This window comes from Streptomyces sp. NPDC050508 (assembly GCF_040655155.1).
Taxonomy (GTDB): domain Bacteria; phylum Actinomycetota; class Actinomycetes; order Streptomycetales; family Streptomycetaceae; genus Streptomyces.
This window is the reverse complement of the sequence record NZ_JBFAJJ010000004.1, coordinates 668,347-681,501: the sequence shown is the minus strand read 5'-3', so window position 1 is coordinate 681,501 and position 13,155 is coordinate 668,347. Positions and strand designations below refer to the sequence as shown.

Here is a 13,155-nt window from a genome sequence, read left to right as displayed (position 1 = left end):
ACTGTGCAGAGGCGGTCCCCTGGTGTGAAAGTGACCTCGTGACAGTCGCCGAGGACACCGCGCTGCCTTCCGCGCAGCAGCCCCCCGTGCTGGATTCCCGCCGCCGCAACGTCGTCTTCGTGACGATCATGCTGGGCATGCTGCTGGCGGCCCTCGACCAGACCATCGTGGGCACGGCGCTGCCGACGATCGTGTCGGACCTGGGCGGTGCCGCGCACATGTCGTGGGTGGTCACCGCCTATCTGCTCGCGGAGACCGTGGCGACCGTGCTGGTCGGCAAGTTCGGTGACCTGTTCGGCCGCAAGGTGGTCTTCCAGGTCTCGGCGATCGTGTTCATCTCGGGCTCGTTCCTGTGCGGCTTCTCCACCAACATGACGCTGCTGATCGCCTGGCGGGCCGTGCAGGGCATCGGCGCGGGCGGTCTGATGGTGACGGCGATGGCGCTGATCGCCGACGTCATCCCGCTGCGGGAACGCGGCAAGTACCAGGGCGCGATCGGCGCGGTGTTCGGCGTGGCCACGGTCATCGGACCGCTGCTGGGCGGCCTGTTCACCGACCACCTCACCTGGCGCTGGGCGTTCTACGTCAACGTCCCCATCGCGATCGTCGTCGTCATCGCGGCGGCCCGCACCATCCCCGTGGTCAAGTCGGCGATGCGGCCCGTCATCGACTATCTGGGCATCGCGCTCGTCGCGGTCGGCGCGAGCTCGCTGATCCTGGCGACGAGTTGGGGCGGCAACGAGTACGCGTGGGGTTCGGCGACCATCATCGGCCTGTTCGTGGGCGGTGCGATCGCGCTCGGCCTGTTCTGCTGGGTGGAGACCCGGGCCGAGCAACCCATGTTGCCCATGCGGCTGTTCACCAATCCGGTGTTCGCGGTCTGCTCGATCCTCAGCTTCATCGTCGGCTTCGCGATGCTCGGCGCGCTGACGTATCTGCCGACCTATCTGCAGTACGTCGACGGCGACTCGGCCACGATCTCGGGTGTGCGGACGCTGCCCATGGTGATCGGGCTGCTGATCGCATCCGTCTTCAGCGGCAATGTGGTCAGCAAGACCGGCCAGTACCGCATCTTCCCGATCATCGGCTCCGCGGTGATGGGAGTCGGCCTGTATCTGATGTCCCTCATGGGTCCGGGCACCGGCGCGTTCCTGGAGTCGGTGTACATGTTCGTGCTCGGCACCGGCATCGGGCTGTGCATGCAGGTGCTGACGATCGCCGTGCAGAACACCGTCGAGTACACCGACCTCGGCACCGCGACCTCCGGCGTCACCTTCTTCCGTACGCTGGGCAGTTCGTTCGGCACCGCCGTCTTCGGCACGATCTACGCCAACACCCTGGGGCCGAACCTCAAGGACGGGATCGCGTCGGCCGCGAGGACGAGCGCACTGAACCCTGCCGTCATCGCCAAGGCGGCGACGAGCCCGGAGGGCCTGCACAAGCTGCCGCACGCCGCCGCGGCACCGATCATCAACGCGTACGCCGACACCATCCACACGGTGTTCCGATGGACGGTCCCGGTCGCGGCGATCGGCTTCGTCGTGGCTCTCTTCCTCAAGCAGGTCGAACTGCGCGACAGTGCGCGGAAGGGCTCCACCGACATGGGCGAGGGCTTCGCGCAACCGCGCGGCGGGGACTCGCAACGGCTCCTCGAAGCGGCCGTCGGCAAGGTCATCGGCAGTACGGACCTGGACACCGCCCGGCGGATCATCACCGGCTCCGACACCCGGCTGGACGTCGCCGGTGCCTGGGCCGTGATGCAGGTCGAACTGTTCGGCAGGATGGTCGGCCACGCGAGCCTCGGCCTGATCGCGGCCCGCCGCCACATGCCTCCGGAGGTGCTCCTCCCGGTCTTCGACCGCATGGTCGAGGAGGGCTATCTGACCCGCGACGGCTACCTCCTCTCCCACACCGCGGCCGGCGAACGCGAGGCCGAGGTCATCGGCAAGGCGTGGGGCAACTGGCTGGAGGACCGGGTGCAGCAGGACATCGGCCGCCCCTCGGACACGGATCTGCGCGCCGCGGTCGACTCCATCGCCAAGCGCCTCCTGGTGGAGGACCTGACCTCCGGACTGCCGCGGCGTGGGGCGGAGTTGGAGTCGAGCTCGGCGCCGTGAAAACGGCGTGCCCGGCAAGCGGGGGCGCGGTCATACTCACGGCATGTCCCCGACGCCCGTGCGCTTCTACGACCCCGGCCACACCAGCGGCCACTTCGCGGCGTCGATGCTGGTCCGCTGCCCGCGGTGCGACCGGATCGCCCACTTCGAGCACCGCCCTTCCGCGCCTCCCGACGCCAATGGCAGGAGAGAACCGCGCTCCCGTCTCGTCTGCCGGTCCTGCGGCCTGTGCCAGATCGGCACCGGCGCGTACCGCTCCTCGCGGTACACCAGCGACTGTTCCTACCCGACGCTGTGGCTGCAGACCGACACCAGGCACGGGGAGCTGTGGGCGTACAACCTCCCGCACCTGGACCTGATCAGGCGGTTCGTCGCCGCCGACCTGCGCGAACGCGCGCCCTGGTACGACACCGGTCGGAAGAAGACGCTGGTCGCCCGGCTCCCGGTCTGGATGAAGAGCGCCAAGAACCGGGACGAGGTGCTGCGCGCGGTGGACCGTCTCCGGGCCACGGTCATCGCCCCGGGCTGAGCCCCAGCCGCTCCAGCACCCCGGCCACATCAGGCACCGCGCTCACCCCCTCCGGCAACGGCGGCCGTCGTACGACCACGACCGGGACGCCCGCCTCGCGCGCGGCCGTGAGCTTGGCCGACGTCGCCGGTCCCCCGCTGTCCTTCGTCACGACCACGTCGATACGGTGCTCGCGCAGCAGCGCCGCCTCGTCGGCCACCGTGAAGGGTCCGCGCGCCAGCAGCACCTCGGTGTCCGGCGGCATCGGAGGTGCGGGCGGCTCCACCGACCGTACGACGAAGTGCAGTTGGGGCAGGTGGGCGAAGGCGGCGAGACCGAGGCGGCCGGTGGTCAGGAGGACCCGGCGCCCGAGTCCGGGCAGCGCCTCCGCGGCCTCGGGCAGCGACGCGACCATGTGCCAGTGGTCCTCGGGCCCCGGCTGCCAGCCCGGTCGGCGCAGCACCACGACGGGCAGCCCGGTCGCCGCCGCGGCCCGCGCCGCGTTCGCGGTGATCGACTCGGCGAAGGGGTGTGTGGCGTCGACGACGGCGTCCACGCGGTGCTCCCGCAACCACTCGGCCAGCCCCTCGGCCCCGCCGAACCCGCCGATCCGTACGTCCCCGGCCAACGCCCCCGGCCGCGACACCCGCCCGGCGAGGGACGTGGTGACCCGGACCTCGGACGGCCGTGCCGCCAGCTCGGCGGCCAACTCACGTGCCTCGGTGGTGCCGCCGAGGATCAAAATGTGCGGGGACATGCGGTGAGCGTACGAGGTCACGGGGCCTAGGTCGTGTCCGCAAAGTCCCGTCGTCCGCCCGAAGGGCGGGCCCCGCGGCGTCCGGTGCGTGCTCTCGGTGTGCCGGGCGGAAGCCCTCGTACTGGACGTACTTGGGCTTTCGCCCGGTGCGGCGAGAGCGCGTGCCGGGCGTCGCGGGGCTGGGGGCACCTCCCACGCCTTTAAGGCAGTGGGGGAGGGACTTTGCGGACACGGCCTAGGGGTCAGCGGAGGAGCAGTTGCAGTCCGCCGATGATCGTCGCCGCGATCACGAGTTGCTCGAACAATCGCTGGTTGATTCGGTTCACAGCCCATTTGCCGATCAACGCACCGGGCACGACGAACGCCGCGAGTGCCGCGTCAAGCAGGAGGGAGTGCCCGTCGATGAGACCGAGCCCCACGCTGAAGGGCACCTTGGTCACGTTGACGATGAGGAAGAAGAAGGCCGACGTGCCGAGAAAGCCCAGCTTCCGGAAGCCCGCGGAGAGCAGGTACATCGACATCACCGGGCCGCCGGCGTTGGCGACCATCGTGGTGAAACCGCCGAGCACACCGTACGAGCGCGCCTTCGCCCGACCGGACCTGGTGGTGACGGAGTCCGGCTCGTCGTCGGCCCCAGCGTCCACCTTGCGCCGGCGCCACAGCGTGACCCCGGCCATCAGCAGCAGGATCGCCCCGATCGACGTCCGTACGACCGCGTCGTCGGCCCACACCAGGAACAGGGTCCCGATCACGACTCCCGCCGCGACCGCCGGGAACAGCCGCCACAGCGTGGGCCAGTGGGCGTGCCGCCGGTAGGTGAGGACGGCGAGGACGTCGCCGACGATCAGGATCGGGAGCAGTACGCCGGTGGAGGCGCGGGCCGGCAGGACTGCCGCGAAGATCGCCAGGCTGACCGTGTTGGCCCCGCTCACGGCGGTCTTGGAGAAGCCGACGAGCAGGGCCGCGGCGGCGAGCGCGGCGAATTCCCAGCCGGATATGTGCCAGAGAGTCATCGTGTTCATGCGAGCACCGATGGTATGTCCTTACATCTGGCCGCGTAAGGAGTGTCTCGTCAGGTGGCCCCTGCCACGCCCCGGCATCGCCGACAGCCGGGAGGAAGGTCACTGGTGGTGTTCGGTCCACGCGGCGGGCACCCTGACGACCAGGCACGGATCCCAGCGGCGCGCCGGCGAGATCGTCATTCCGAGTGTGGACCGCCGCGAGACCACCTGGGAAGATCCCCCGGACCGGGACCTTCCCGACACCACCGGAGGACACATGGCCGACACCCGCGAGCACCTCCTCACGGGCACCCGGGGCACGATCTCCGCGCACGAGTGGCCGCACGAACAGCCGCGGTACGTCGCCCTCGTCACACACGGATACGGCGAACACATCGGCCGGTACGCCGAGTTGGCCGCCGTACTGCTGACGCACGGCGCAGCCGTCTTCGGTCCCGACCACCAGGGTCATGGCGGGTCGGCCGGTGAACGCGTGCTGATCGAGGACTTCGAGGACGTGGTCACGGACCTGCACTCCGTCGCCGACCTGGCACGCGCCACGCATCCGGGCGTCCCCCTCGTCCTGATCGGCCACTCCATGGGCGGCCTGATCGCCGCCCGCTTCGCGCAGCGGTACGGCGACGAGCTCGCCGCGCTGGTGCTGTCCGGGCCGGTGATCGGAGCCTGGGAGCTGCCGGAACGGCTCCTCGTCCTGGCCGAGATCCCCGACACTCCGATCAGCCCGGCCGCGCTCTCCCGTAACCCTGCCGTCGGCGCGGCGTACACGGCGGATCCGCTGGTCTGGCACGGTCCAATGAAGCGGCCGACGCTGGAGGCCTTCGCCCGAACCCTGGAGACCGTCGCCGAGTCAGGCGACATCGGCCCTCTTCCCCTGCTCTGGCTCCACGGCAGCGACGACCGGCTCGTCCCGCTCTCAGGGAGCCGTGTCGGCGTCGAGCGGTTGAGCGGCGGCGAGTTGACCGAGATCGTGTACGCGGGCGCCCGGCACGAGGTGTTCCACGAGACGAACCGGGCCGCGGTCTTCGCGGATCTGATCCGTTTCCTGGACGGCGTGCTCATCGGCACCACCCGGCCTGCATGACCGTGCCAGACTTCTCGCACACCCCTTCGGGGTCGTCGTCGAACACAGTCGAGCAGAGGAGCATCGCGTGACCGGGACAGAACCGGCCGCCCAGCGGATCGACACGTCGAAGCCGCATCCGGCCCGGGTGTACGACTGGTTCCTCGGCGGCAAGGACAACTACCCGGTCGACGAGCAACTGGGGCAGCAGATCACGGCACTTGACTCGGGCGCTCCGCGAACCGCGCGGGCCAACCGCTGGTTCATGCAGCGGGCGACGCGACTGCTCGTGGGGCAGTCGGGCATCCGTCAGTTCCTGGACGTCGGCACCGGCATACCGACCGAACCCAACCTCCACCAGATCGCCCAGTCCAGCGCGCCGGACGCGCGGATCGTGTACGTCGACAACGACCCGATCGTCCTCGCCCACGCGGCGGCGCTGCTGCGCGGCACCCCCGAGGGCGCGACGGAGTACCTCCAGGCCGACGCCCGCGAACCGCTCACGATCCTCGAACAGGCGGCCCGCGTCCTCGACTTCGACCGACCCGTCGCCCTCTCGCTCATCGCCCTGCTGCACTTCATCGCGGACGAGGACGGCGCCCACGAGCTGGTGGACACCCTGATCGACGCGCTGGCGCCCGGCAGTTGTCTGGTGGTGTCCGCCATGACCGCCGACTTCGAGCCGGAGAAGGTGAAGCGGGGCATTGCCGCCTACGCGGCGGGCGGGGTGACCCTGGTGGCCCGCTCGCACGCCGAAGTGAGCAGCTTCTTCAAGGGACTTGAGCCGGTCGAGCCGGGAATCGTGTCCGTCGCCGACTGGCACCCCGAACTCGCGGCGGGCGAGACGCCGCTCGGCGAGGGGCCGATCTCGTTGTACGGCGGCGTCGGTTTCAAGGCCTGACGGAGTCGGAGGAGCCGGCTCCCGTCCAGCACCGAACGGGAGCCAGGTGCAGGGAAGTTCGACGCCGAACGGCCGGGCAGGTTCCGCCCTCCCGGCGGAGACGGTACGCGCGGCGGCGGCCGGCAACTCGACGTTGCCCCCTCGGTCACCGTCCGCCCCCTCAAGTACCTCACCGCCACGACGGCCGGCACACCCGTGCCGGCCTCGCCCGCGCCGACACTGCGCGAACCCCTCACCGATCGCCAGGCCGAAGCCGTACGCCTGCTCGCTCTGGACCGTTCCAACGCCGAGATCGCGGCCTGGGCATGGCAGCGCGGTCAGATGCGGCCAGGTCCCCGAGCCGTCAGGGGGACATCAGCCGGACGTCAGGCGGACGTTCCGAGGTCCACGGGCACCTCGGCGTGCGTGACGAAGTCGTCGACCAGCCGGTGGAAGAGCGCCGCGAGGTGCCGCAGGTCCTCGGAGGACCAGTCCGCCAGCGCCACCTCCATGCCTCGACGGCTCACGTCCCGTATGCGGTTGACGGCGGCCAGTCCGCTGTCGGTCAGCTGGATGCGCTGGGCGCGGCCGTCGTCGGGGTCCGGGATGCGGATCACATGGCCGAGTTGTTCCAACTGCCGTAGCTGGCGGGTGACATGAGAGGCCTCCACGGACATCCGGACCGCCAGCACCCCGGGGCGCAGCAACTCGCTCTCGGCGAGGTGGCGCAGGATCGCCACGGCGGCCCGGTCAAGCGGCAGCCCGGCCAGCGTCATCAGACGCTCGTGCTGCCGGGCCCGCCCGGCCAGGTAGGCGATGCGGGTGAGGACCCGCTCGATCTCGACTACGTCCGTCGGAACGGGCGCTGTCGCGGGTGGCGGTGTGGACATGGCCCCACCGTAACAGCTACTTGCCTGAGTCAAGCAAGGTCGAAACGGTTGCTTGACTTAAGTAACGCATTTATGGTTGCCTAACTCAAGTAAGTCCAGAGCTGGGGTCGCCTAAGCGGAGGTGTCCCCGTCGCGCCGCACGCCGTGGGGACGGAGTGCGGCGCAGTCACCGGTCCCGGCGGCCGGAGCACTTCCCCCGTCCGCCGCCGGGGCCGGTGACACCCCTCACGCACATGGAAAGCGAGCCCTCCTCATGGCCACGATGAAGTCCGTGCAGACCGGTGCCGTCGACAAGATCGACGTGGTGGACGTCGAGCGTCCGGTGCCCGGGCCGAAGGACGCCCTGATGAAGATCCGCGCCTGCGGGATCTGCGGCACTGACACCTTCTTCCTCCACCTCGGCGGCGGCCCCTTCGGACCCGGCGGCGCCATGACCCCGGTCCCCCTCGGGCACGAGCCGGCCGGCGAGATCGTCGAGGTCGGCGCGGAGGTCGAGGGCCTGAAGGCCGGTGACCGGGTGGTCGTCAACCCGCAGAGCTCGCCCTCCGGGATCATCGGCTGCGGCGGCAAGCACGGCGCCATCAGCGACTACCTCCTCCTCGAGGACTGCGAGCTCGGCAAGAGCGTCACCGTCTTCCCCGACACCGTGCCGTTCGACGTCGCCGCCCTCAACGAGCCGATGGCCGTCGCCCGGCACGCGGTCAACCGCTCCGAGGCCGAGCCGGGCGACAAGGTCGTCATCTTCGGTGCCGGACCCATCGGTCTGGGCGCGGCGATCTGGCTGAAGCTGCGCGGGGTCGAGCACGTCGTCGTCGCGGACGTCATCGCCTCGCGCCTGGAGACGGCACTCGCCGTCGGCGCCGACGCCGTCATCAACTCCGCCGAGGAGGACGTCACCGCCCGGCTGACCGAGCTGCACGGCCAGGCCGCCAACGCGCTCGGCCAGCCCCGCCCCGGCACCGACATCTACATCGACGCCGCCGGTGTCGCCGCGGTCGTCAACACCACGATCGACTCCGCGAAGTGGGGTGCCAAGCTGGTCATGGTCGCCGTACAGAAGAAGGGCGCCGACATCGATCTCGGCGGGATGCTGCGCAGCGAGCTCACGCTCATCGCCTCGCAGGGCTACCCCACCGAGATCTTCGAGGTCACGCAGGAGATCGTCGAGCACCACGAGCGGTTCGCCAAGCTGATCAGTCACCGTGTGCCCTTTGCCGAGGTCGAGCACGCCTTCGAGCTGGCGCTGACGCCGGGAGCGGCGGAGAAGATCGTCGTCACCTTCGACGAGTAGCCGCGGGCGCCCGGGTCTCCGCCGTCGGCCGCGGTCGACGGCGGGGAGCCGGGGAAGCCCGGCCTCCTCGGACAGGAACCCCCACGTCATGATCCACAGCCTGCAGCGGATGCTGCGCTGCCATCCCCGTACCATCGATCTGGTCGTCGCCGCCACGCTCTTCGCCTGCTCATTCCCCGGCAGCGTGATGACGCTCCCGGGCCGTGACCTCGAAGTCCCGTGGTGGCCCGGCGTGTTGGTGTCGGGCGTCTCCGCCGTGGCCCTGCTGTGGCGGCGCACCCTGCCGCGGACCACCGTGGTGGTCACCCTCTGCTGCGCCATGGCGGTGGCCGCGCTCGGCTACATCCTGACGGTCCTGGTGATCGGACCGCTGATGGTCGCGCTCTACTCACTGGCCCGGCTCTCCGACCGGACCACCGCGAACCTCTTCACCGTCTGCGGCATCGCCCTGCTGGTGGGAACGGTCCAAATTCTGGGACCCGACAGCGAACCGCCGGCCCTGAAGCTGCTGGGCCCGGTCATCTGGCTGCTGCTGCCGACCTCCCTCGGTACCACGACCCGGCTCCGCGCGGCCTGTCTGGAGGCGGTGCGGGCCCGTGCCGACCACGCTGAACGGACCCGGGAGAAGGAGGCACGGCACCGTGTCACCGAGGAACGCATGCGGATCGCCCGCGATCTGCACGACGTCGTCGCCCATCACCTCGTACTGGCCAATCTCCAGGCAGGCACGGTCGTACGGCTGATGCGCAGCCGGCCCGAGGAGGCCGAGCGGATCGCCGCCGAACTCGCCGGCTCCACCTTGTCGGCCGTACGTGAACTCAAGGCCACCGTCGGCCTGTTGCGTCACGCCGACGACTCCGAGACTCCCCCGGGACCAGCCACCGGACTGGCCCAACTCGCCGAGCTGGCCGCCTCGTTCGAGCCCGCCGGGCTCCTCGTCACCGTCAACACCGAAGGCAGGCCGCAGCCGTTGTCCGCCGGTGCGGACCTCACGGCGTACCGCATCGTGCAGGAAGCGCTCACCAACGTGACCAAGCACGCGGGCACCGGCTCGGCGGAGGTGCGGCTCAGCTACTCGCACGACCGGCTGGGCATCACCGTCACCGATCACGGCGGTACGACGGCGCCCGCCTCCCCCACTCCGAGCGACGGCTACGGCGTCATCGGCATGCGCGAGCGCGCGCTGTCCGCCGGTGGCCGGCTCCGGGTCGGACACCGACCCGAGGGCGGCTTCGAGGTGGTCACCGAGCTGCCGCTGCTGCCCCAAGCCCAGGACCAAGCCCAGGACCGCGCCCAGGACCGGTCCAAAGGCCACACCCAGCCCCACAGCCCGAATGCACTTGCTTAACTCAATCAATTTCATTATGGTTGAGTGAGTTAAGCAAGTCTGCTCGTCCAGCTCATCGCAGCTCGTTCCCGATGGAGGCACTGCCATGTCCGACGCCCTTGCCCGACCCGCCGAAGCGGGTTCCTCCGCTCCGCCGAGGTCGAATGCCGTCGTCGCGGTGCTGGCCCTCGCCGGGATCGTCGTCTCGCTCATGCAGACCCTGGTCATCCCGATCATCCCGGAGCTGCCGAAGTACCTGAACGCCTCCGCGTCGAACACGGCGTGGGCGGTCACCGCCACCCTGCTGGCCGCCGCCGTGGCCACCCCGGTCGTGGGCCGCCTCGGCGACATGTTCGGCAAGCGCCGCGCGCTCCTGACCAGCATCATCCTGCTGGTGACGGGCTCGATCGTGTGTGCCCTGGCCGACTCGCTGGTCCCGATGGTCATCGGCCGTGCGCTCCAGGGTCTGGCCGCCGCGGTCGTCCCGCTCGGCATCAGCATCATGCGCGATGCGCTGCCCAGCGACCGGCTGGCCGGCTCCACCGCCCTGATGAGCGCCTCGCTCGGCGTCGGCGGTGCCCTGGGTCTGCCCTCGGCCGCCTTCATCGCCGACCACTACGACTGGCACCTCCTCTTCTGGGTCTCCGCCGTCCTCGGCGCCCTGTCCTTCCTGCTGGTCCTGCTGGTCGTGCCCGAGTCCAAGGTCCGCACCGGCGGCCGTTTCGACCTGGTCGGCTCGCTCGGACTCTCCGCCGGACTGATCTCCCTGCTGCTCGCGATCTCCAAGGGTTCCGACTGGGGCTGGACCAGCGCGACGACCCTGGTCCTCGGCGTCGCCGCCGTCGTGATCCTACTCTCCTGGGGCTGGTACGAGCTGCGCAGCCCGCAGCCGCTGGTCGACCTCCGCACGACCGCGAAGCCGCAGGTGCTGTTCACCAACCTGGCCTCGATCGCCCTCGGCTTCTCGATGTTCGCGATGTCCCTGGTCCTCCCCCAGCTGCTGCAGCTGCCCACGCAGACCGGCTACGGCCTGGGCAAGTCGATGCTGGCGGTCGGCCTGGTGCTCGCACCGCAGGGCCTGGTCATGATGGCGATGTCCGCCGTGTCCGCCCGCGTCACCAAGGCCAAGGGCCCGAAGGTCACCCTGATGATCGGCGCGCTGATCGTGGCCTCCGGCTACGCCCTCAACATCCTGCTGATGTCCGAGGTCTGGCACCTCGTCCTGGTGTCCTGCATCATCGGTGCCGGTGTCGGCTTCACCTACGGCGCCCTGCCCGCCCTGATCATGGGCGCGGTCGACCCGTCCCAGACCGGCGCCGCGAACAGCCTCAACACCCTGATGCGGTCGCTGGGCACCAGCTTCGCCAGCGCCATCGCCGGGGTGATCCTCGCCCAGATGACCACCGACTTCGGCGGCTACGCCCTTCCGTCGGAGAACGGCTTCAAGGTGGTCATGGCGATCGGCGCCGGAGCCGCGCTGCTGGCCTTCTTCCTCGCGAGCCTGATCCCCAGGCCCCGTACGGCCGTCGAGGCACCGGCCGACATGACACCGGCCCCTGCTCCGGAGGTCTCCGAGGCCAAGGCCTGAGGCATCCTGGTTCATCGAGCACACGGCGGTCGCCGCCCCTCAATCGACCGGACAGCGACCGCCCGCCGCTTGCCCGCACGCTCCGCCGTTTCCCCGGCCACAGCGAGGAGTCCACGATGATGACGCCCCACTCCCGTGACACAGCGGCCGATTCGGCACCCGAACCGGTGGTGCGGTTCGGCGCCGGTGCGGTGCGCGGGCGGCTGGAGGACGGGCTCGCGGTCTTCCGCGGCATCCCGTTCGCCGAACCGCCCGTCGGGGAGGCCCGGTTCCAGGCACCGCGACCCGTGCGCGGCTGGGACGGCGTACGCGACGCCCTCGCCTTCGGGCCGCCGCCCCCGCAGGAGTCCGGATTCCAGGGCCGCCGGGGCGTGTTGGAGGGACCGACGGGCGACGACTGGCTGACCGTCAACGTGTGGACACCGGAACCCGATCCGGCGGCCCGCCGTCCGGTCATGGTGTGGATCTACGGCGGGGCCTACAAGTTGGGGCACGCGGGCAGCCCCGGCTACGACGCCCAGCACATCGCACGTGACGGCGACCTCGTGGTCGTGTCCCTCAACTACCGGGTCGGCATAGAGGGGTTCGCGCGGATCGACGGGGCGCCCGCCAACCGCGGGCTGCTCGACCAGGTCGCCGCGCTGGAGTGGGTGCGGGAGAACATCACGGCGTTCGGCGGTGATCCGGAGCGGGTCACGGTCTTCGGCGAGTCGGCCGGTGCCGGGTCGGTGGCCTCGCTGCTGGTCATGCCGAGCGCGTCCGGGCTGTTCCGGCGGGCCGTCGCACAGAGCGTGCCGGACTCCTTCTTCTCCGACGCGCTGGCAAGGGACATCGCGTCCGCGATCGCCGCGGAGGCGGGACTGCGCCCCACGGCCGCCGATCTCGCGACCGTGGACCCGCGTCAACTGCCCGTCGTGGGCGAGACGTTGACCGCCAAGATGCACCAGTACGAGGACCGGTGGGGGTCGGTCGCCCACACGCTGACCCCCTTCGCGCCCGTCGTCGACGGCGAGGTGCTGCCCACCACACCCTGGGAGGGCGTCGCGGCCGGCGCGGCCCGGGAGGTGGAGCTGATTCTCGGTCACAACCGGGAGGAGACCCGCCTGTTCACCGTGCTCGGCGGACAGTTCGGGAAGATCACCGAGGAGGACGCGGCGGCCGCCCTGCGCCGGTTCGGCCCCGGCCCCGACGCCGAGCAGGCCTACCGTGCCGCCTTCCCGGGCGCCTCACCGGGCGAGTTGGACGAACTCGTCCGCTCCGACCGGGTGTTCCGCATGTCCTGTCTGCACCTGGCCGAGGCGCAGGTCGGCGCCGGCGGTCGCGCGCACGTCTACGAACTCACCTGGCCGGCTCCGGGGTTGGGCGGCGTACTGGGCGCCTGCCACGGCCTCGACATCCCGCTGCTGTTCGGCACGTTCACCGCCGACCTGGGCAATCTGCTCTTCGCCGACGTCGAGCCCTCCCCCGAGGCCCTGGCGCTGTCGTCCCGGTTCCGCGCGTCCTGGACGGCGTTCGCGAGGACGGGCGACCCGGGCTGGCCCGCGTACGACACCGAGCACCGGTCGGTGCAGGTCCTCGACACGGAACCCGTGGTCACTGCCTACCCGGAGGAGGCCTCGCGGCGGCTGTGGGAGGGGTACGCCTTCGCCGCGCTGCCGTTGATCGGCTGAGCAGCCGGGCAGCAAGAGCCCTGCGGCACACCCTTCCCTCCCCGT

Annotated in this window: 11 protein-coding genes; 8 read left to right on the top strand and 3 right to left on the bottom strand. The window is 70.6% G+C overall.

Annotation, left to right across the window (positions count from 1 at the left end):
* Positions 1-38: 38 nt before the first annotated feature.
* Positions 39-2,117, top strand: a complete 2,079-nt coding sequence (locus AB0I69_RS15365; RefSeq protein ID WP_363096101.1) for an MDR family MFS transporter — start codon at positions 39-41, stop codon at positions 2,115-2,117.
* A gap of 43 nt (positions 2,118-2,160) precedes the next feature.
* The gene (locus tag AB0I69_RS15360; protein ID WP_363096100.1) at positions 2,161-2,646 is read left to right on the top strand and encodes a hypothetical protein; all 486 of its coding nucleotides are present in this window, start codon (positions 2,161-2,163) and stop codon (positions 2,644-2,646) included.
* On the opposite strand, the gene AB0I69_RS15355 is transcribed toward AB0I69_RS15360, so the two are convergent.
* Together AB0I69_RS15355 and AB0I69_RS15350 are read right to left on the bottom strand one after the other, a co-directional pair.
* Entirely contained in the window at positions 2,630-3,382 is a 753-nt protein-coding gene (locus AB0I69_RS15355) for a cobalt-precorrin-6A reductase (protein ID WP_363096099.1), read from the bottom strand. The two genes, AB0I69_RS15360 and AB0I69_RS15355, sit on opposite strands and share 17 nt — an antisense overlap.
* Positions 3,383-3,624: 242 nt before the next feature.
* Entirely contained in the window at positions 3,625-4,404 is a 780-nt protein-coding gene (locus AB0I69_RS15350) for a sulfite exporter TauE/SafE family protein (RefSeq protein ID WP_363096098.1), read from the bottom strand.
* Between the two features lie 256 nt (positions 4,405-4,660).
* On the opposite strand from AB0I69_RS15350, the gene AB0I69_RS15345 reads away from it, so the two are divergent.
* Positions 4,661-5,485, top strand: coding sequence for a lysophospholipase (locus tag AB0I69_RS15345; protein ID WP_363096097.1), 825 nt, complete (start codon positions 4,661-4,663; stop codon positions 5,483-5,485).
* 67 nt (positions 5,486-5,552) lie between these two features.
* Entirely contained in the window at positions 5,553-6,365 is an 813-nt protein-coding gene (locus AB0I69_RS15340; protein ID WP_363096096.1) for an SAM-dependent methyltransferase, read from the top strand.
* A 365-nt stretch (positions 6,366-6,730) separates the two neighbouring features.
* Here the strand turns inward: AB0I69_RS15340 and AB0I69_RS15335 are convergent, their stop codons facing one another.
* The gene (locus AB0I69_RS15335; RefSeq protein WP_363096095.1) at positions 6,731-7,234 is read right to left on the bottom strand and encodes a MarR family transcriptional regulator; all 504 of its coding nucleotides are present in this window, start codon (positions 7,232-7,234) and stop codon (positions 6,731-6,733) included.
* A gap of 253 nt (positions 7,235-7,487) precedes the next feature.
* On the opposite strand from AB0I69_RS15335, the gene AB0I69_RS15330 reads away from it, so the two are divergent.
* The 4 genes from AB0I69_RS15330 to AB0I69_RS15315 all read left to right on the top strand — a co-directional run bounded on the left by AB0I69_RS15330 (position 7,488) and on the right by AB0I69_RS15315 (position 13,110).
* Positions 7,488-8,525: a zinc-binding dehydrogenase gene (locus tag AB0I69_RS15330; protein WP_363096094.1), complete on the top strand. Its 1,038-nt coding sequence runs from the start codon at positions 7,488-7,490 to the stop codon at positions 8,523-8,525.
* Positions 8,526-8,613: 88 nt separating this feature from the next.
* Positions 8,614-9,873: a sensor histidine kinase gene (locus tag AB0I69_RS15325; protein WP_363096093.1), complete on the top strand. Its 1,260-nt coding sequence runs from the start codon at positions 8,614-8,616 to the stop codon at positions 9,871-9,873.
* Positions 9,874-9,958: 85 nt separating this feature from the next.
* Positions 9,959-11,440 (top strand): MFS transporter, encoded by a 1,482-nt coding sequence (locus tag AB0I69_RS15320; protein WP_363096092.1) that lies wholly within the window; start codon positions 9,959-9,961, stop codon positions 11,438-11,440.
* Positions 11,441-11,556: 116 nt separating this feature from the next.
* Positions 11,557-13,110 (top strand): carboxylesterase family protein, encoded by a 1,554-nt coding sequence (locus AB0I69_RS15315; RefSeq protein WP_363096091.1) that lies wholly within the window; start codon positions 11,557-11,559, stop codon positions 13,108-13,110.
* Positions 13,111-13,155 lie beyond the last annotated feature (45 nt).

Coding starts and splice junctions, on each gene's coding strand:
- AB0I69_RS15315 (WP_363096091.1), top strand. CDS start 11,557: ATGATGACGCCCCACTCCCGTGACACAGCGGCCGATTCGGCACCCGAA.
- AB0I69_RS15345 (WP_363096097.1), top strand. CDS start 4,661: ATGGCCGACACCCGCGAGCACCTCCTCACGGGCACCCGGGGCACGATC.
- AB0I69_RS15320 (WP_363096092.1), top strand. CDS start 9,959: ATGTCCGACGCCCTTGCCCGACCCGCCGAAGCGGGTTCCTCCGCTCCG.
- AB0I69_RS15355 (WP_363096099.1), bottom strand. CDS start 3,382: ATGTCCCCGCACATTTTGATCCTCGGCGGCACCACCGAGGCACGTGAG.
- AB0I69_RS15330 (WP_363096094.1), top strand. CDS start 7,488: ATGGCCACGATGAAGTCCGTGCAGACCGGTGCCGTCGACAAGATCGAC.
- AB0I69_RS15325 (WP_363096093.1), top strand. CDS start 8,614: ATGATCCACAGCCTGCAGCGGATGCTGCGCTGCCATCCCCGTACCATC.
- AB0I69_RS15360 (WP_363096100.1), top strand. CDS start 2,161: ATGTCCCCGACGCCCGTGCGCTTCTACGACCCCGGCCACACCAGCGGC.
- AB0I69_RS15335 (WP_363096095.1), bottom strand. CDS start 7,234: ATGTCCACACCGCCACCCGCGACAGCGCCCGTTCCGACGGACGTAGTC.
- AB0I69_RS15350 (WP_363096098.1), bottom strand. CDS start 4,404: ATGAACACGATGACTCTCTGGCACATATCCGGCTGGGAATTCGCCGCG.